A 19,044-nucleotide genomic window follows, 5' to 3' on the forward strand; every position below is an offset into this window, starting at 1 on the left:
TCTCCCTCAGTCCTCGACCGTGATGCCCATGGAACGGGCGGTGCCGGCAATGATCTTGGCCGCAGCCTCGATGTCGTTCGCGTTCAGGTCGGGCTGCTTGGTCGTAGCGATCTCGCGAACCTGGTCCTTGGTGAGCTTGCCCACCTTGACCGTGTGGGGCGTCGACGAGCCCTTGGCGAGACCGGCGGCCTTCTTGATGAGCTCCGCGGCGGGGGGCGTCTTCAGGATGAACGTGAAGCTGCGGTCCTCGTAGACGGTGATCTCGACGGGGATGACGTTGCCGCGCTGGGCCTCGGTCGCCGCGTTGTACGCCTTGCAGAACTCCATGATGTTGACGCCGTGCTGGCCGAGCGCCGGACCGATCGGCGGCGCGGGGTTGGCCGCGCCCGCCTTGATCTGGAGCTTGATCAGGCCGGTCACCTTTTTCTTGGGTGCCATATCCTTTTCCTCTCTCGAGCGGATGCCTCGCGGCATCCTCTCTCCCGCACGTCCGGCCGTTCCGGACAGCGGTCGCGCTCGCGCAGACGCACGAGCAACCTCCCCATCATACGCGATGTCCCGGCATCCCCGCTCCCCCACCGGCCGCGCTCGCGCCCGGCGTCCGGCTGAGGCGGGTCACGCATAAACACGGTTCGCGCTCATAAACACGCACGGAGCGTGTTTCTACGCGCGAGAAGCGTTTATGCGAGGGAGGGCAGGAAGTCATCCACAGCCCCGAAGTCCCGCCGGCGGCCGACCTGGCAGTCTCGCCGGATGGATGCCGTCCCCCGCTCGCTGCGCGCGTCGCCGACCCCCCTGCTCCTCGTGTCGGATACGCCGCGGTCGGGTCCGCCGCCCTGGCGTGACGAGTCGCTGTGGCGAGTCCGGGCCGGCGTGTACGTCATTCGCGCGGAGTGGGAAGCGCTACCGCCCTGGGAGCGCTACCTCGTTCGCGTCCACGCCTTCGCGCTAGCGCGACCCGATGCCGTCTTCTCGCACGAAGCCGCGGCGTCACTCCTCGGGCTTCCCGTCTTCGGGCATCCCCGCACGATTCACATCTTCGACGCGCGCCGTTCTCGGTCGGCGAGATACGGCGATGTCACGGTGCACACGAGCGCCGACAGGCGATCGCAGCACGAGGTCGCCGGCATCCGCATCTCCGCCGTCGAGGACGTGGCGATCGACCTCGCACGCGTGTTGCCGCCCGCCTTGGGCCTTGCTGTGGCGGACGCCGCGCTGCGCGCCTTCGACCTCGACGGGGAGCTTCTGCTCGATCGCGCCGCGACACAACGAAACGAGTTCGGGCGACGACGTCTTCGATGGGTGCTGTCGCATGCCACCCCTCTGGCAGAGTCTCCTGGCGAGTCCATCAGCCGAGCCGTCATCGAATGGTGCGGGTTCCCCACCCCCGAGCTCCAGCGCAACCACCGGGTCGAGGGGCGCATCTTCCGGTCGGACTTCTGCTGGCCGGAGCGGAAGATCCTCGGCGAGTCGGACGGCTGGCTCAAGTACGGCGCCGACGACCCCGCCGCCGCAGCCGCAGCGGTCCGCGCGGAGAAGTATCGCGAAGACGCGCTTCGGCGGCAGGGGTGGCGCATCGCTCGGTGGGACTACGCGGGAGCACTCGGAGTGGCGGGGCTCCGCAACGCGCTCACCGCTGCGGGCCTGCGCCCCGAGCGCCACCCCGAGACCGCCGCCTTGTCCTCGGTGGGGCGCAACGCGCGCTCGACCTGACATGCATAAACACGATCGACGCCCATAAACACGGGGGCAGCGTGTTTATAGGCGTCGATCGTGTTTATGCGTGGGGTGCCAGGCGCAACGAGGGCGGCGGATACCGCAGCGGCCGCGCGAAACTCGGAACGCCCCGCGCGGCACAGGCCGGGCGGGGCGTTCGCGAACGCGCGGGGCGTCAGAGCATCTTGGTGACCTGGTCGAACGACAGCTCGACCGGGGTCTCGCGCTCGAAGAGCGACACCAGCACCGTGAGCTTGCCGCTCTCGGGCTTGATCTCGCTGATCGTGCCGGGCAGACCCGCGAACGAGCCTTCCTTGATCGTGATGGTCTCGCCGGTCTCGAAGTCGACCTCGGCGGGGATGACGCGCTGCGCCACGGGAGCACCCTTGGCGGCGCCGCCCTTGGCCGGAGCGGACTCCTTCACCTCGACGAGGCTCTTCAGCATGTTGAACGCCTCGTCGAAACGCAGCGGCGTGGGGTTGTGGGCGTTGCCCACGAAGCCGGTGACGCCGGGGGTGTGGCGGACGACCGACCAGGTGTCTTCGTTGAGATCCATGCGCACGAGCACGTAGCCCGGGATGCGCACGCGCGTGACCATCTTGCGCTGGCCGTTCTTGATCTCGACGACGTCCTCCATCGGGACCTCGACCTGGTAGATGTCGTCCTCGACCTCGAGCGTCGACTTGCGCTGCTCGATGTTGGCCTTCACCTTGCGCTCGAAGCCCGCGTACGAGTGGATCACGTACCACTTGCCCGGCAGCGAACGCAGCTCGGCGCGGAACACCTCGTAGGGGTCGAGGTCTTCGTCGTCGGCGGCGTCCTCGTCGACCGGGGCCTCGGCGGCGTCGGCGGGAGACACAGACGCCTCGACCTCGTCGACGACGCTCGCGGCGCTGGCGACCTCGTCGACGAAGTCCTCGTCGAGCACGGGCGCGTCGGGCTCGCCGTTGATGTCGGGACCGTCGTACGGGGTGACCTCGTCGGCGGCCTCGGCGGCCTCTTCGGCGGCTTCTTCTTCGAGCGAGTCGTTGAGCACCTCGGCGGCGGCCTCGGCCTCGCTGGCCTCGTCGATCTCGAGAGCGTCGTTCACGATGGCGTCGGCCTCCGGGTCGGTGATGTCGATGTCGTCGAGCTCGTCGTCGTCATCGTCGTTCTCATCGTCGACGATGTGGATGGCGCTGTGCTCGGCCGCGTCGGAGGCGTGCTCCTGGGATGCCAGGATGTCGCCCTCCTGCGCCTCGTCGTCCTCGCTGGACTGCTCCGCCGTGGGCGCCCAATCGGCGTCGTCGACATATCTTTCAGACACTGGTGATCTCTTCCGTTCTGGGGCGGCCGCTCGTGGGGCCGCGCGTCCGCCGAAGCGCCGGTCAGGCGCCGGCGGCGCCGGGGATGCCGAATACGGCACTGGTCAGCCACACGAACAGCACGTCGAGGCCGTACACGAGAGCCATCATGACGACGACGAACCCGAGGACGACGGCCGTGAACTTGACGAGTTCCTGCCGCGTCGGCGTGACGACCTTGCGCAGTTCCGCAATGACCTGACGGATGAAAAGAGCGATCCGCGCGAAGAAGTTGAGCTTCTTCTCACGGGGCGCGCCGCGGTCTGCGACGATCTCGCCCTTCGCCTCGTCCTGCGTCATCGAACCACCTAGGTCGCTTCTCGTTGCCAGCGTGTGCTGTGCGCAGGGCGGACAGGAATCGAACCTGCAACCTGCGGTTTTGGAGACCGCTGCTCTGCCAATTGAGCTACCGCCCTAAGACCCCTCGCGGGGCCCGGGATGCGAAACCGACATGCTTTCGCCAGGAATCTCTCGGGGAGGGATGCCGCCTGTGCGCTAGGCACGGCGAAAGAATGCAGATTTCTCCTGCACGTCCCAGTCTATGCCATGTCCCCCGGCGTGGCGAACCGCGCCGGGGGACGGACACGACTCAGGCCGTGCGGATGAGCTTCTTGTTCACGAACTCGTCCGCCGCGAGGAGGCCCATCTCGCGGGCGGTGCCGCTGCGCTTCACGCCGCCGAACGGCAGCTCGGGCGAGTCGGCGAGCACGAGGTTCACGTAGACCATTCCGGCCTCGATCCGCTCGGCGATGCGCTCGGCCTGAGCGGCATCCGTGGTGAAGACGTACGAGCCGAGACCGAATCCGGTGTCGTTGGCGACGGCGACGGCCTCGTCCTCGCCGGAGACGCGGTAGACGGTCGCCACGGGGCCGAAGAACTCCTCGCCGTAGGCGTCCATGTCGCTCGTGACGCCCGTGAGCACCGTGCCCGGGTAGAACGCGCCGTCGCGCGTGCCGCCGACCTCCAGCGTCGCGCCCTGGGACACGGCGCGCTGCACCTGCTCGTCGAGGCGCTCCGCGGCGGCCAGCGACGACAGGGGACCGAGCACGGTGTCCTCGGCGAACGGGTCGCCGACCTTCGCCTCCCCGAGGGCCGCGCTGAACTTCGACAGGAACGCGTCGTAGAGGTCGTCGACCACGATGAAGCGCTTCGCCCCGTTGCAGGACTGGCCGTTGTTGTCCAGGCGCGCGTCGACGGCGGCTTGGACGGCGGCATCGAGGTCGTCGGTGGAGAGCAGGATGAACGGGTCGGACCCGCCGAGTTCGAGGGCGACCTTCTTGAGGTTGCGGCCGGCGATCTCGGCGACCGCGGCTCCGGCGCGCTCGGAACCGGTCACCGACACGCCCTGCACCCGCGGGTCGGCGATGATCGTGGCGGCCTGGTCGTTCGTGACGCGGATGTTCACGTAGGCGCCCTCCGGCAGCCCCGCATCGCGGTAGATGAGCTGCAGCGCCTCGGCGGACTCGGGGCACTGGGGCGCGTGCTTGAGCAGGATGCTGTTGCCCACCGCGAGGTTCGGCGCGGCGAACCGGGCGACCTGGTAGTAGGGGAAGTTCCAGGGCATGATGCCCAGCAGCGGGCCGAGCGCCGAGCGGCGGATGACCGCGGTACCCTCGCCGAGGATGTCGATCGGGCTGTCGCCGGTGATCTTGTCGATGTTGTCGGCGTAGTACTCGGTGATGTCGGCGGCGAAGTCGACCTCGCCGAGCGCGGCCTCCAGGGGCTTGCCCATCTCGCGCACGATGATCGCGGCGAGGTCGTCGCGCCGCTCCCGGTGGAGCTCGGCGACGCGGCGGAGCGCCTCGGCGCGCTGGGCCGGCGCCGTCCGCGACCACGCGCGGTAGCCGTCGTGAGCGGCGGCGAGGGCGGCCTCGACGCCCGCGTCGGACAGGGTGTCGTATTCGGCGAGGGTCTCCCCCGTGGCGGGGTTGACGACGGCGTAGTCACTCATGTGGGCTCCCGTATTCGTGGTCGTGGTGGTGGTCGAGGTCATCGGGCGAGGCGGCGGCCCCGACGGGCGCTGGCGGGGGCGTCGATCGAGAGCGTCTCACCGCGGAAGAACGCCGGCCGGCGGAAGTACTGCACCACCATGATGACCGCGCCGAGCACGATGATGGTCACGCCGAGGACGAACACCAGACCGACGCCGCCGACCTCCGAGCCGCTGCCGTACTCGGGGTTCATGCTGTCGATCAGCGTCGTGACGAAGATCACGGCGAGGATGACGCCGCCCACGAGCGGGAACAGCAGGGTGAAGAAGACGTTGCGCACCGAGTCGAACCACTGCTTGCGGAAGTACCAGACGCACGCGAAGGCCGTCAGCCCGTAGTAGAAGCAGATCATGATGCCTAGGGTCAGGATTGTGTCCGACAGGACGTTGACGCTCACCACCCGCATCACGGCGTAGAAACCGGCGGCGACGATCGCCGACACGATCGTGGCGTAGCCCGGGGTGAAGAAGCGCGGGCTGACCGCGGCGAACTTCGGCGGCAGCGCGCCGTAGTGCCCCATGGCGAGCAGGGTGCGGGCAGGGCCGACGAACGTGGACTGCAGCGAGGATGCCGAGCTGGTGAGCACCGCGAGCGAGACGAACGCGGCGAAGGGCCCCAGGATGGGTCCGGCGAGCGCGAAGAAGGCGTTGTCCTGGATGTCGGCGTTGCCGAGGCCGAACTCGCCGTCGCCGATGCCGGCGAACATGATCATCGACACCGCCAGCAGCAGGTACAGGGAGACGATCGTGACGACCGTGATGGTCGCGGCGCGCCCCGGCGTCTTCTCGGGATCCTTGGTCTCCTCGTTCATCGTGAGGGTGACGTCCCACCCCCAGAAGATGAAGATCGACAGCGAGACGCCCGCGGCGAAGGCGCTGAACGACGACACCGCGAACGGGTTGAACCACGACCAGTCGAACGGCGTCGGGTCGTAGGCATCCCCTCCGAGGACGTGCGCGACGGCGACCGCGGCGAAGGCGACGAGCACGATCACCTGGAACCCGACGAGCACGTACTGCAGCTTCTGCGTCGTCTGCATGTCGCGGTACGACACCACGGTGGCCCCGAGCACGAACAGCAGGCAGACGACGATGTTGACGGGCAGATTGGATGCCAGGTCGGCGATGCCCGGTTGCCCCGTGAGCTGCGAGATGAGCAGGAACAGGAAGTCGACGGCGATGCCGGCGAGGTTCGACAGGACGATGACGGTCGCGGCGATGAGTCCCCAGCCGGCCATCCAGCCGATCCAGGGCCCGAACGCCCGGGCGGCCCACGTGAACGAGGTACCCGAGTCGGGCATGCGGTTGTTGAGCTCGCGGTAGCCGAAGGCGACCAGCAGCATCGGGATGAATCCGACGAGGATGATCGCCGGGACCTGCACGCCCACGGCCCCGACGGTGGGGCCGATCGCGGCGGTGAAGGTGTAAGCGGGGGCGATGCAGGAGATGCCGATGACGACGGCGCCGAGCAGGCCGATCGTGCCGGCGCTCAGACCCTTCTTCGACAGGCCGCCGGCGTCGCTGCCGGTGGCGGGTGCGGGAGCGGTCATGGCCGCGGTCCTTCCGAGGCGGAGACGTCGGCACGACTGCGTGGCACGACGACGAGGGGGACGGGGAGTTCGTGCAGCATCTTCGCCGCGGTCGAACCGAGGAACAGGCGGCGGGGCTGCGCGAGGCGGCTGCTGCCGACCATGACGAGCTCGGCGGGATCCCAGGGGAGGTCGCGCACGGCCTCCTCGATGCTGTCGCCGTCGGCGACCACGACCTCGGCGGCGACGTCGGTGGGCAGCTCGACCCGGGCCTGCGACAGCACCTCTTCGGCGTGCCGGGCACCGGCGATGCGGATCGCTCCGGTCTCGAGTCCGGGCGGCAGGTCGACGGTCACGAGCGACAGCAGGCGCAGGGGCACGGATGCCGCGGCCGAGAGCGCGATGCTCTCCTCGCGCAGCACGTCGGCGCCGGGGCGGCTGCCGATCGCGGCCGTGACCCGGCTGATGCCGATCGCGGGGTCGACGCGCCGCGAGCCCTCGGGCGCCAGCACCACGGGCACGTCCGACGAGTGCAGCAGCTCGGACGCGACCGTCCCGAGCCGGTGCCGCCCGCGGAGGCCCCCGTTGGCCGCGCCGACCACGATGTAGCCGGCTCCGATCTCGTCGGCGAAGCCCACCAGGCCTTCGGCGAACGAATCGGCGTGCCGGACGTGCTCGCGGTGGGGCACGGCATCCCCGATCGTGCCGGCCGCCTCGCCGAGCCAGCGCTCGGCCTGCTCTGCCACGAGCCGCGCGTACGCGGCATCCGGGGGCGTGATCACGCTGCGCGCGTCGTCGGGGAGGACGAGCGCGACCTCGAGCGACGCCCCGATCGCCCGGGCCAACCGGATGCCGAGCGCGAGCGCGTCGGCGCCGGTGTCGGTCGCGGTGTACCCCACGACCACCGGGGCGGTCATCCGCGGGCCCGTTCGAGGATCTCGTCGGCGGCCCGGTGACCCTGGCGGATCGCGCCGTCGACGTGCTGGTAGCCGGCACCCGCCATGTCGCTGCACGCGAGGTGGATGGGGCCGACGGGCTCGCGCAGGTCGGCGCCGTAGCGCTGCAGACCGCCGAGGTCGAAGCTCGCGGCGTAGGCGCCGCGCGTCCACTCCTCGCTGCCCCAGTCGCTCTCGTAGTAGACGACGGGGTTCTTCGCCTCGGGGCCGTAGTAGTGCGAGAGCGATTCGAGGATGCGCTCCTTGCGCTCCTCGGCGCTCACGCGGAAGAGGTCGTCGGCGTTCTGGTCCGAGACGAACCCGACCAGCGTGCCCCGCTCGTCGCCGTGGTTGGTGTTGTCGTACGCCTCGTGCGAGAGCTCGTACGGGCTGAACGCGGTGCCCGACAGACCCTGCTCGCGCCAGAACGGGCGGTCGTAGACGGCGTGCACCTTGATGACGAAGCCCATCGAGATGTGCTGGTGCATCTGGTGCTGGAGGCGCGGCAGCGGCGGGTCGAACGAGATGCGGGGGTACAGCACGGGGGCGAGCGCGAGGATCGCGAAGCGGGCGCGCACGGTCACGTCGTCGGTGGTCACGGTGACCCCCGTCGAGGACTTCGCGGCCTCGACGCGGGCGGTCAGCGCGCGCAGGTCGTCGACGCGGCGTCCGGTCACCGCATCCGCGGGGCGGTCCGCGGCGGCGGATTCCGGACCCCAGACGATGCGGCGCACCGGCTGGTTCAGGAGCACGTCGTCGCCCAGACGCTCGGCGAGGAGCTCCGGAACCTGCTGCAGGCCGCCGACCACGCGCTTGTCGAGGATGAAGTCGGCGTCGACGAGGTGCGAGTAGGAGCCGGCGGAGGCCGCCATGAGCAGCGACTGCAGGAGCGAGAACGTGTGCGTCGGCTTGGTGAGCATCGCGGAGCCCGTGGCGAAGGCGAGGTTTCGCACGGCCTCGTCGTCGTCGGTCTGCGCGCGCAGCCACGCGTCCCACGAGATCGTGTCCCACTCGGCGGCGTTCGGGTGCTCCCACGGCTTGTCGGGGTCGATCTCGGCGACCATGGCATCCAGTCGCGCCGTGATCTCGTCGATGGCCCGCTCGGTCTCGGGCGCGACCGGGAACATCTCCCCGGTGAAGCGCTTCGCGACACCGTCCGGTCCGACGTAGACGCTGTCGCCCTCGCGGTAGCGGCTGTAGGTCGACAGGCCGAGGTCGGCCACGGTGTCGATGAGCGCCTGCTGGTCGGGCGAGACCCACTGGCCGCCGAGCTCGAGCATGGCTCCCTCGACGACGTCGGTCCAGAGGCGCCCGCCGACGCGGTCGCGCGCTTCGAGCACGACGACCGACAGTCCGGCCTTGCGCAGATCGTTCGCGGCGGTCAGGCCTGCGGCCCCCGCACCGATGACGACGACGTCACGCGTGATCTCGTCCATGAAATCTTCTCTCTCTGCTCCGTGACCCGGGATGGTGCGAACGAGGGGGTGGCTCGTTCGGGTCGTATGCCACCCCCTCGGGTTGTGATGCTCAGTGGCGCGCGAGCGCTCCGGCCACGACGTCGAGACCCTCGTTGAGCAGGTCGTCGCCGATGGACAGGGGCGGGAGGAACCGGATGACGTTGCCGTACGTGCCGCACGTGAGCACGATCACGCCCTCGGCGATCGCGGCCTTCGCCACGGCCGAGGTGAGGGCCGCGTCGGGGGCGCCGGTGGCGGGGTCGACGAACTCGGCCGCGATCATCGCACCGTGTCCACGGACGTCGCCGATGCGCGGGTCGCTCTGCTGCAGCGCCGTGAGGCGCGAGATCAGGACCTCGCCGATCTCGCGGGCCCGCTCGACGAGGCCGTCGTTCTCGAATGCGTCGATCGCGGCGAGCGCCGCAGCGCACGCGATGGGGTTGCCGCCGTAGGTGCCACCGAGTCCACCGGAGTGCGTGGCATCCATCATCTCGGCGCGACCGGTCACGGCGGCCAGCGGAAGACCGCCGGCGATGCCCTTCGCGGTGGTCACCAGGTCGGGGACGATCCCGAAGAGGTCGGAGGCGAACATCGCACCCGTACGGGCGAAGCCGGACTGCACCTCGTCGGCGATGAAGACCACGCCGTTCGCGCGGCACCAGTCCACGAGAGCGGGGAGGAAGCCTTCGGCGGGGACGATGAAGCCGCCCTCGCCCTGGATCGGCTCGATGATGACGGCGGCGAGGTTCTCGGCGCCGACCTGCTTCTCGATGAGCGAGATGGCCTTCGCGGCCGCCTCGGCACCCGACAGACCGTCACGGTAGGGGTACGACAGCGGGGCGCGGTACACCTCGGCGGCGAACGGGCCGAAGCCGCTCTTGTACGGCATGTTCTTCGCCGTCAGCGCCATCGTGAGGTTGGTGCGGCCGTGGTAGGCGTGGTCGAAGGCGACGACGGCCTGACGCCCGGTGTGCTTGCGGGCGATCTTGATTGCGTTCTCGACCGCTTCCGCGCCGGAGTTGAACAGCGCGCTCTTCTTCGCGTGGTCGCCGGGGGTGAGGCGGTTCAGGGCCTCGGCCACCGACACGTACGAGTCGTAGGGCGACACCATGAAGCACGTGTGGGTGAAGGCGGCGACCTGCTCCTGCACGGCGGCGACGATCGCCGGGTGGGAGTTGCCGACGCTGGTCACGGCGATGCCGGAGCCGAGGTCGATGAGCGAGTTGCCGTCGGCGTCGACGATCACTCCCCCACCGGCGGCGACGGCGTGGATGGGGGCCGTGTGACCGACACCGGCGGAGACGGCGGCGGCCTTGCGGTCGAGGAGCTCCTGCGAGCGGGGGCCCGGGATGCTGGTGACCAGGCGGCGCTCCTGCGGGAGGGAGGGTCCGCCGACGGGGGGCGCGGTGACGGTGTGCGGTGCGGTCATGTCGTGAGCGTAGGGAAGGGTGCCACGACCCGACACCCACCGTGCTGTACATTCTGGATACCCCGCTGTACAACTCGTACAGCGGATCCCGCGGGAGCCCCATGGACGCCACCGACACCTCCACCCTCGGCGCACTGCTGCGCCGCCCCGACCTGCACCTCCGCCTGGAGAACGGCGAGCCCGCGGCGCTCGAGCGTCCCGTGCGGTGGGTGCACAGCAGCGACCTCGCCGACCCGACGCCGTTCCTCTCCGACGGACAGGTCCTGTTGACCACAGGGACCCAGTTCCAGGGCCCGGATGCCGCCTCCGCCGCCGACTACGTGCAACGCCTGACGGCGAGAGGGGTCGCGGGCCTGGGGTTCGGCACGGAGGTCGTGCGCGACGGCATCCCTCCCGAGCTCGCCGCCGCGTGCCGCGAGGCCGGGCTGCCGCTGTTCGAGGTGCCGTACCGCACGCCGTTCATCGCGGTCGCGCGCGCCAACGCGGAGGCCATCGCCGCGGAGGCGTTCGCGAGACGGACGTGGGCGCTCTCCGCGCAACGGTCGATCGCGCTCGCGGCGCTGCGTCCCGACGGACTGGGCGCGACCCTCGCCGAACTGGCGCGGCAGCTCGGCACGTGGGTCGGTCTGTACGACGCGGCCGGGGAGCTCATGCGCGAGCATCCCGGCGGAGACGTGGATGCCGACACGTCGGCCGCTCTGAACGGCGAGGTCGCCGCGGTGCTCCGGCGCGGCGCCCGCGCGGCATCCTCCCTGCGCATCCAGGGGCGCCCGTTCACGCTGCAGACCCTCGGGCGCGGGGGGCACCTCCGCGGTCTCATCGCGATCGCGGCCGGAGAGCTCGACCAGGAGGGCCGCGGTGTCGTCACCGCCGTCATCGCGATGGCCGGGCTCGCCTTCGAGCAGCACCAGGGCCTCGGCCGCGCCCGCGGCGCTCTCCGCGCGGGCCTCGTGCAGTCGCTGCTCACCGACGATCCGACCTTGGCCCGTCGCATCGCGCGCGACGCGTGGGGACCACTGCCGGCCGCCCCCATCGTCGTCGCGCTCACCGACGCGACCGCCGCCCGCAACAGCGGGCTGGCCGAACTCCTGGAGCTGCGCGCGGACGAGCGTCGCGGTGCGGTGTTCTTCGGCCGCGCGGACGACGGCGTCGTCATCGTCGTCCCCGCCGACGAGCGACACGCGATCGACGAGGCCGCCGACCGGTTCGGGGCGCGGATCGGCGTGTCCGACCCCACCGGCTACGACCGCTTCGCCGCGGCGGTCGAACAGGCACGGGTGGCACGCGATCGCGGGCGCGACGCCGTCACCACGTTCCGCGAGGTGGCGGCATCCGGGGTGCTGTCCGCCCTCGGTCCCGATGCGCCGAGCCTGGCCGCCGCCGAGCTGGCACCGCTGACCGCGCACGACACCGCCGAGGGGTCGCGACTCGTCGAGACCCTGCGCGGCTGGCTCGACCACGACTGCTCGCACGAGATCACGGCGCAGGCCCTCGGCGTCCACCGGCACACCGTCCGCACACGCCTGGCCCTGGCCGAGCGACTGCTCGACCGGGACCTCTCGTCGTTCGCGACGCGTGCCGAGCTGTGGGCGGCCCTGCGGGTGCAGCCCGCCTGAGGACGAGGCGCGCCCCCGGCCTCAGCCGGGGCAGCCGCAGCTGCGGCGCACCACGAGCCGAGGCTCGAACACCACGTCGAAGGGGCGGTCGGCGGGGCCCGCGACCCCGGCGAGGATGCGCGCGGCGGCGCGGCCCATCGCCTCCATCGGCTGCCGGACGGTGGTCAACGGCGGGGAGCTGAGGCGTGCCGCCAGCGTGCCGTCGAAGCCGGTGACCACGACGTCGTCGGGAACCCGGAGTCCTTCGGCGGCGAGCGTGTCCAGCACGGCGAACGCGTGCTGGTCGGTCGCGCACACGAGGGCCTGCGGCATCCGCCCGTCGGCGATGAGCGCGCGCAGCTGCGGAACGAGGTCGTCCTCGCCTCGGACGGTGGCATCCACCACCTGCGGGCGCAGCAGGAGGCCGAGGTCGGCGAGGCCGTCCTGCAGCCCGATCAGTCGCTCGGCCGTGTCGGAGGCCTCGGGGCGTCCGACGAAGGCGATGTCGCGGATGCCGTGCTCCCGGACCAGATGATCGGCGAGGGCCCGCATTCCCCCGGCGTTGTCGACGCGCACGCGGTGGTGGTGATCGTCGCCGGGGGCGGCGCTGAACAGCACGATCGGGATCGTCGGGGCGTACCGGGCCAGGGCCGGGGCGGTCTGCGGCGACGGGAAGATCGCCAACCCGTCGACGCGGCCCGCGGTGTCGGCGACGGAGACGTCGGTCCCGGCGCCGCTGCTGAGCATCACGGGGCGCCCGAGCGCCCAGCACTCCAGCTCGAATCCGCGCTGCACCTCGTCGACGTAGAGCGGGAACGCGCGCGGATCCGACAGGACGTCGTCGTCGGTCTGCGCCCACGGGATCACGCCGTCGGCGTCGAGCCGGGGCATCGCGAGGTCCGTGAACGAGGGGGTCTGCGTGAGCGGATCCGCCCGCTCCAGCAGCAGATCGAACGCGTGCAGGCCGAGCGTGCCCGTGCGGCCGTGCGCGAGGCCGCGGGCTGCGGCGCTGGGCGCATAGCCCAGTCGCCGCGCGGCCTCGAGCACGCGCTCGCGCGTCGCGTCGCTGAGCTTGTCGGGGCGGCGGAACGCGAACGACACCGACGCGATCGACACCCGGGCCTCCTGGGCCACGTCGTAGACGGTCGGTCGACGTGCCGCGTCCGCTTCGCTCATCGGTGCGCGTACCCCCTCATCGGCTCCGCCGAGTCCTCCACCCCCGCGAGCTCCAGCCCGAAGTGCACGGGGAAGACGGGGTCACCGGTGTCCGACGGTACATCCTCGCGCGACGCGCGGACGGCATCCATCGACCGGGGGATCTCGATCGGCAGGCGTCCCTGCGGCGCGACGCGCCCGGTCAGGGCGTCGAGGACCGCGCGCGCCGAACTGCCGTAATCCGCCACGATCGCCGCCGCGTGTCCGACGAACGGGGTGAGGATCGCCGGGCGGTCGAGGTTCACCACGAGCACGAGCGGACAGGATGCCGCGATCTGCTGCAACCGGTACACCAGGCCCGGTGCGAACTGGAGGGAGCCCTGGTGGAACCACGCCTCGAGGAACAGGTCGTCGCGCGGATCGAAGGGCGCACCGATGCGGACGAGCGCGAGATCGGCCTCGGCGGGGTCAGACACCGCGCGCCCGAGTTCCGCGACGTCGTCGGCGCGGAAGCCCTCGACGTACACGGCGCCGGTGGGACGCAGCGGCAGCACGTCGCCCTCGTTCACCAGCACCGTGAGCGAGCGCGCCTGGGCCCGCTCCCCCAGCTCGCGGAACTCGGCGTTGCCGACGATCCGCTCGGCCGCGTCGACGTCGACGTACGGGTCGTCGAACAGGCCCAGGGCGAACTTCACCCGCAGGAGACGCCGCGCGGACCGGTCGATGCGCTCCTCGGACACGCGGCCCGCCCGGACGAGGTCCACGAGCATCTCGACGCATTCCTCGCCGCCGAACTGGTCGGCGCCGGCATCCAGGATCTTCTCCATGCGCTCGCTCGCCGTGAGCTCTTCCACGCCCCACGCGCGGGCGGGGAGCACCTGATCGCCGACGTGGTTGTCATTGACGAGCTCCCAGTCGGTCACGACGACTCCGTCGTAGCCGAGCTCCTCGCGCAGCAGACCCGTGATGATCTGACGGTTGTAGCCGAAGCCGACCTCTTCGATCGGCTGACCGTCGACCTCGAGGCCGACCGGCATGCCGTAGTACGGCATCATCCCCGCGGTGCCGCGCCGGATCGCCTCCCGGAAGGGCTCGAGGTGGTAGTCGAACATCCCGCCGGGGTAGACCTGCTCGCGACCGTACGGGAAGTGCGCGTCCTCGCCGCCCTGCTGCGGCCCTCCGCCCGGGAAGTGCTTCGTCGTGCACGCGACGCTGTCGGGCCCGAGCTCCTCGCCCTGGAACCCGCGGAGGTAGGCGGCGGTGAACTCCGCGACACGCGCGGCATCCTGTCCGAGGGTCTGCGCCTGACGGCCCCACCGCGGCTCGGTGGCGAGGTCGATCTGCGGGTGCAGGGCGGCGCGGATGCCGACGGCGACGTACTCGCGCCGCGCGACGTCGGCGAACTCGCGCACGGTCTCGACGTCGTCGAGGGCCGCGAGCCCGAGACCCTCGGGCCACTGCGAGAACGGGCCCGCCGCGAACCCCACCCCGGTGTTCTCCACGAATGCGTGGCGCGGATCGGTGCTGATCGTGACGGGGATGCCGTGCGGCGTCGTCTCGGCCAGCGCCTGGAGCGCGTTGTTCCAGGTCGCCGCCTGCCGGGCCGTGCGGATCGCGTGCACGTTGAAGTGCGTCATGTTCTTGCCGACGACGACGGCGGTCGTCGGCGACTTCGAGATCCGGCCGGGGGCCTCGAGCAGCTCGCCGTCCTCGCCCACCTCGATGACCGTCTGGAACATGAGGCCGCACTTCTCCTCGAGGCTGAGCCGCCCGAGCAGATCCTCGGTGCGCTCCTCGGTGCTGCGGCGCGGATCTTCGTAGGGGTCCATCACGCCGTTGCCGTTGAGGTCGCGGAAACGGGTGCCGTCGGGCGCGGTGAGGAATCGGGGGGAGGTCATGGGAGTCCTTTCGAGGGCTCGGGTCACTTCAAGCCGGTCGAGGCGATGCCCTGGATGAAGTAGCGCTGCAGGAAGACGAACAGCAGGATGATCGGCGCGATCACCAGCACCGAACCCGCGAGCAGCAGACCGTAATCGGTGGCGTTCTGTCCGGTGGAGTACAGCGACAGCGCGACGGGGAGGGTGTATTTCCCCTCGGTCTGCGCCGCCACCAGCGGCCACAGGAAGTTGTTCCACGACGCCAGGAACGTCAGGATGCCGAGGGTCGCCAGCGGCGGCCCGCACAGGGGCATCACGATGCGGGCGAAGATCCGCAGCTCCCCCGCCCCGTCGATGCGCGCGGCCTCGAGCAGCGGATCGGGGATGCCGAGCATGAACTGCCGCATGAGGAAGACGCCCAACGGCGTCGTGACGAACGGCAGGATCAGCGCCGCGTAGGTGTCGACGAGGCCGAGCGAGGACACCATCACGAACAGGGGCACGAAGGTGACGACGCCCGGGACCATGAGCGTCACCATCACCACGACGAACAGGGCCTTCTTGCCGGGGAAGTCCATCTTCGCCAGCGCGTACCCGACCATCGAGCAGAACACGAGGTTGCCGACCACGGTGACCAGGGCCACGAACAGGCTGTTGCCGAAGAACTGGCCGAAGTTCAGCTGCCCGAACCACGTGGCGAAGTTCTCCCACGTGAACTGCTCGGGCCACCACGTCGGCGGCCGCTGCAGGATCTCGCGCTGGGTCTTCACCGAGCCCAGCAGCATCCACGCGAAGGGCAGCATCCACACCAGCAGCCCGATCACGAGCACGGTGAGGGTGAGCGCGCGGCCCGGCGTCAGTCGGTTCTCGGCGCGACGGCGCCGGCGCGGAGCGGGCGGCGTCTCGGCGGCGGCCACGGGGGCCGCGGGGGCGGTGAGCGTCATGGCATCCTCCCTCAATCCTTCGAACGCAGCAGACGGAACTGCAGCAGGCTGAGCAGCGCGATCGCTAGGAACAGCAGGTAGCTGGCGGCGGATGCCGTGCCGTACTGCCCGAAGCCGAACTGCTTGAACGTGTAATAGGCCACCGAGAGGGTGGAGTTGAGCGGGCCGCCCTGGGTCATCACGAAGGCCTCCTCGAAGAACTGCAGGAACCCGACCGAGATGAGCACGGCCCCCAGCAGCAGCGTCGGACGCAGCAGCGGGAGGGTGACCGAGGTCAGACGCCGCCACGACGACGCGCCGTCCATGAGGGCGGCCTCCTTGACGTCGGTGGGGATCGCCTGGAGGCCCGCGAGGAAGATCACCATGAGCGTTCCGACGTTGCGCCACACCGCCATCGCGATGAGCGACGGAAGCGCGGTGCGGGTGTCGTTGAGCCAATCGGGCCCCTGGATGCCGATGATCGCGAGCGCCGAGTTCAACAGCCCCTCGGGCTGCAGGATGTAGCGCCACACGACCGCCACCGCGACGATGCTCGTCACGACGGGGGCGTAGAAACCCACGCGCAGGACCGACACGATGCGTCCGCCGCTGGAGTTCAGCGCCAGCGCGAGCGCGAGGGCGACGGCCATGGTCACCGGGATGCCGACGATCACGAACGTCGCGGTCACGCCCAGCGAGGTGAGGAACACCGGATCGCCCAGCACCGCGAGGTACTGGTCGAGCCCGACGAAGTTCACCGCGAACGGCGAACGGATGTCGCGCGCCCGGAAGTCGGTGAACGACATCGCGAAGGAGCCCACGATCGGCACGACCATGAACACCGCGAAGACCGCGACGAACGGCAGGGCGAAGCCCCAGGCGACCCATCCCTGGCGCCGGCGGCGGCTCGATGCCCCGCCGGCGCGGGCGCGACCGGGGGCCGGAACCCGTCCGGTCGCGCCCACGACTGCGTGCGTCATGATCTCAGCCCAGGCCCAGCTGGTCGGCGGTGGCCTGGAGCTCCTTGAGACCGTCGGCCGGGCTCTGCTGTCCGAGGCGGATCTTCTCCAGCATCGCGTCACCGGCCGCGGCGACCTGCACCCACGTGGTGGTGGCCGGAACCGACTTGGCGGTCTCCAGCTGCGTGCCGAAGGCCGCGAGGGTCTTCGACGAGGCCAGGGCGTCGGACTTCCAGGCGTCCTGCACCGAGGGCAGGTCTCCGGTCGCCTCGTACCACGCGGCCTGGGTGTCGGGCTGGGTCAGCCACTGGACGAGCTTCCACGCGCTGGCGGCGTTGTCGGAGGTGTCGAACACGGCGAGGTTCGCCCCGCCGCTGAACGACGTGGACGACTCCTTCGTCGGCAGCACCGCGGTGGCGAATTTGTCGCTGAAGCCCGCGCCGCCGAGCTCCTCGAGCTGTCCGATGAGGAACGGGCCGTCGATCAGCATGGGGGTTGCGCCCGAGACGAAGTCCGCCTCCTGCGCTCCGGCCGAGCGATCGGCCGCGGGGTTGGCGATGCCGTCGGTGTAGAAGCTCTGGTAGTACTCGAGCGCCTCGACGGTCTCGGGGGTGTCGAGGGTCCACTCCGAACCGTTCTCCAGCTCCGCACCGTTGGACCACGGCATCCACAGGTTGCCCTGGAAGGAGTCGTTGCCAGCCGGCAGGCGCATGCCGTACTGGGCGCCGCCCTTGGCCTGCATGTCGGCGGCCATCTGCTTCAGCTCGTCCCACGTGGTGGGCGCCTCGTTCCAGCCCGCCTGCGCGGCGATGTCGGTGCGGTAGTAGAGCACGCGGGTGTCGACGTACCACGGCACGCCGGTCGCGCGGTCGTCGATCATCGTCGAGTCGATCGCGCCGGGGAAGATGCCGTCGGTGGAGAGGTCCGTGGGAACCGTCTGCAGCGCGTCGCCGAAATCGGCCATCCAAGTGGAGCCGACCATCGCGAGGTCGGGGGTGTTGCCGCCCGCGATCGCGGTCTGGAACTTGCTGTACGCGGCATCCCACGGCACCGGGGTGACCTCGACGGTGACGCCCGGGTTGGCCTCCTCGAACTGCTTCACGAAAGCCGGCAGCGCCTCGCCCTCGGCACCCATCGCCCACATCGTGAGCGTGCCGTCGGCCTTGGCGTCACCGATCGTGGAGGCCTCGGCGGCACCGGGGCCGGAATCGGAGGTGCGTCCGCACCCGGTCAGCGCGATCGCGGCCGCCGCGACAACGGCGACGGCGCCCCATCGGGTCATTCTCATCGTGTTCCTCCTCGAACGGGCGCCCGTCGTCGGACGCGGTGTCTCGCACAGTTTAAGCGCATAACTCACGCCACGGCAACCGCCCTCTTCCCGTCCAGATCACGCGATCCGGTCGAACGCACACGCTGTGGTCGACCAGAACGTGTGCGCTCGGCCGGATCGTGTGCGCTCGGCCGGATCGTGAGCGCTCGGCGACGAGGACAGACGAGACCGGGATGCGGGGGGCCTCAGGCAGGCGGCTGGAGGTACCCGCGTACGAACTCGGCGAAGTGCGCGGGCATGTCGACCGAATCGTCGAGGAGCCACTGCTGCTGCAGCCCGTCCATGACGGCGCCGAGGAGACGGGCGGCGCGATCGGGGTCGATGTCGGGCCGCACCTCCCCCGCAGCCTGCCCCGCGCGCAGGAGCTCGGCGGCGCGCCGGGCACTGTCGCGGTAGCGGGAGGCGAACGCGGTGTGCGAGGGATGATCGGGGTCGCTCGCCTCGGCGACGACCACGGTGTAGAGCGCGGTGAGGCCGCGGGCGGTGGCGTTGTGGGCGACCACCTTGCCCATCTGCTCGACGAGGGTGTGCTCCGCGGGGTCGCCGGCCGCGGCCCGGACGCGCTCGTCGCGCTGGCGCAGCACCTCGGCGAACAGCTCCTCCTTCGTTGCGAAGTGGTGCAGGAGCCCGGCGGGGGTCAACCCGACGCGCTTGGCGACCTCGCGCAGCGATCCGCTCGTCACTCCCGACCGCGCGAAGACGACCATGGCCTCGTCGACGATCCGCTGGCGGCGCTGGAGCCCCTTCGGGTAGCTCCCCCGCGGGGCGCGCGGCATCCCCTCGTCCGTCATCCGTCTCCTCCCGCA

General features: G+C 70.7%; 16 protein-coding genes and 1 tRNA gene. 2 read left to right on the plus strand and 15 right to left on the minus strand.

All coding sequences use genetic code 11. The annotated features are described in order from the left end of the window. Window positions 1-6: 6 nt before the first annotated feature. Complete coding sequence (rplK, locus tag CSIV_RS15890; RefSeq protein WP_076494491.1) at window positions 7-438, minus strand: 50S ribosomal protein L11; 432 nt, start codon at window positions 436-438, stop codon at window positions 7-9. Window positions 439-753: 315 nt separating this feature from the next. Between rplK and CSIV_RS15895 the strand changes: the two genes are divergently transcribed. Continuing rightward, the gene (locus CSIV_RS15895) at window positions 754-1,713 is read left to right on the plus strand and encodes a type IV toxin-antitoxin system AbiEi family antitoxin domain-containing protein (protein WP_077052303.1); all 960 of its coding nucleotides are present in this window, start codon (window positions 754-756) and stop codon (window positions 1,711-1,713) included. Between the two features lie 178 nt (window positions 1,714-1,891). On the opposite strand, the gene nusG is transcribed toward CSIV_RS15895, so the two are convergent. The 8 genes from nusG to gabT all read right to left on the minus strand — a co-directional run bounded on the left by nusG (window position 1,892) and on the right by gabT (window position 10,399). After that, on the minus strand, window positions 1,892-3,022 hold the full coding sequence (gene nusG / locus CSIV_RS15900; RefSeq protein ID WP_077052304.1) for a transcription termination/antitermination protein NusG: 1,131 nt from the start codon (window positions 3,020-3,022) through the stop codon (window positions 1,892-1,894). A 61-nt stretch (window positions 3,023-3,083) separates the two neighbouring features. Then, on the minus strand, window positions 3,084-3,359 hold the full coding sequence (gene secE / locus CSIV_RS15905; RefSeq protein WP_077052305.1) for a preprotein translocase subunit SecE: 276 nt from the start codon (window positions 3,357-3,359) through the stop codon (window positions 3,084-3,086). Window positions 3,360-3,402: 43 nt separating this feature from the next. Then, window positions 3,403-3,475, minus strand: a tRNA-Trp gene (locus CSIV_RS15910). A gap of 173 nt (window positions 3,476-3,648) precedes the next feature. Next, window positions 3,649-5,010 carry an NAD-dependent succinate-semialdehyde dehydrogenase gene (locus tag CSIV_RS15915; RefSeq protein WP_077052306.1) on the minus strand — a complete coding sequence of 454 codons (1,362 nt, stop codon included), beginning with the start codon at window positions 5,008-5,010 and terminating at the stop codon, window positions 3,649-3,651. A gap of 38 nt (window positions 5,011-5,048) precedes the next feature. Beyond that, window positions 5,049-6,599, minus strand: coding sequence for an APC family permease (locus tag CSIV_RS15920; protein ID WP_077052307.1), 1,551 nt, complete (start codon window positions 6,597-6,599; stop codon window positions 5,049-5,051). Beyond that, window positions 6,596-7,495: a universal stress protein gene (locus tag CSIV_RS15925; RefSeq protein ID WP_077052308.1), complete on the minus strand. Its 900-nt coding sequence runs from the start codon at window positions 7,493-7,495 to the stop codon at window positions 6,596-6,598. Before CSIV_RS15925 ends, CSIV_RS15920 begins: the two co-directional genes overlap by 4 nt. Next, a complete protein-coding gene (locus CSIV_RS15930) occupies window positions 7,492-8,949 on the minus strand; it encodes a flavin monoamine oxidase family protein (RefSeq protein WP_077052309.1) in 1,458 nt (485 codons plus the stop codon). Before CSIV_RS15930 ends, CSIV_RS15925 begins: the two co-directional genes overlap by 4 nt. 91 nt (window positions 8,950-9,040) lie before the next feature. Then, on the minus strand, window positions 9,041-10,399 hold the full coding sequence (gabT, locus tag CSIV_RS15935) for a 4-aminobutyrate--2-oxoglutarate transaminase (protein ID WP_077052310.1): 1,359 nt from the start codon (window positions 10,397-10,399) through the stop codon (window positions 9,041-9,043). Between the two features lie 101 nt (window positions 10,400-10,500). Between gabT and CSIV_RS15940 the strand changes: the two genes are divergently transcribed. Then, window positions 10,501-12,015 carry a PucR family transcriptional regulator gene (locus tag CSIV_RS15940; protein WP_077052311.1) on the plus strand — a complete coding sequence of 505 codons (1,515 nt, stop codon included), beginning with the start codon at window positions 10,501-10,503 and terminating at the stop codon, window positions 12,013-12,015. A 21-nt stretch (window positions 12,016-12,036) separates the two neighbouring features. Here CSIV_RS15940 and CSIV_RS15945 read toward each other — a convergent pair whose 3' ends face one another. From CSIV_RS15945 to CSIV_RS15970, 6 genes are all read right to left on the minus strand, one after another. Further along, window positions 12,037-13,170 carry a LacI family DNA-binding transcriptional regulator gene (locus CSIV_RS15945; RefSeq protein WP_077052312.1) on the minus strand — a complete coding sequence of 378 codons (1,134 nt, stop codon included), beginning with the start codon at window positions 13,168-13,170 and terminating at the stop codon, window positions 12,037-12,039. Continuing rightward, window positions 13,167-15,047: a glycoside hydrolase family 3 protein gene (locus CSIV_RS15950; protein ID WP_077052313.1), complete on the minus strand. Its 1,881-nt coding sequence runs from the start codon at window positions 15,045-15,047 to the stop codon at window positions 13,167-13,169. The genes CSIV_RS15945 and CSIV_RS15950 overlap by 4 nt, the downstream gene beginning before the upstream one ends. Before the next feature lie 23 nt (window positions 15,048-15,070). Beyond that, the gene (locus CSIV_RS15955; protein WP_175627635.1) at window positions 15,071-15,970 is read right to left on the minus strand and encodes a carbohydrate ABC transporter permease; all 900 of its coding nucleotides are present in this window, start codon (window positions 15,968-15,970) and stop codon (window positions 15,071-15,073) included. Between the two features lie 11 nt (window positions 15,971-15,981). Continuing rightward, a complete protein-coding gene (locus tag CSIV_RS15960; protein WP_077052314.1) occupies window positions 15,982-16,929 on the minus strand; it encodes a carbohydrate ABC transporter permease in 948 nt (315 codons plus the stop codon). Between the two features lie 4 nt (window positions 16,930-16,933). After that, a complete protein-coding gene (locus tag CSIV_RS15965) occupies window positions 16,934-18,196 on the minus strand; it encodes an extracellular solute-binding protein (RefSeq protein WP_077052315.1) in 1,263 nt (420 codons plus the stop codon). 227 nt (window positions 18,197-18,423) lie between these two features. Then, window positions 18,424-19,029 (minus strand): TetR/AcrR family transcriptional regulator, encoded by a 606-nt coding sequence (locus CSIV_RS15970; RefSeq protein ID WP_077052316.1) that lies wholly within the window; start codon window positions 19,027-19,029, stop codon window positions 18,424-18,426. Window positions 19,030-19,044: the final 15 nt, after the last annotated feature.

The sequence above is a fragment of the Microbacterium sp. CSI-V genome (genome assembly GCF_001984105.1).
GTDB lineage: Bacteria > Actinomycetota > Actinomycetes > Actinomycetales > Microbacteriaceae > Microbacterium.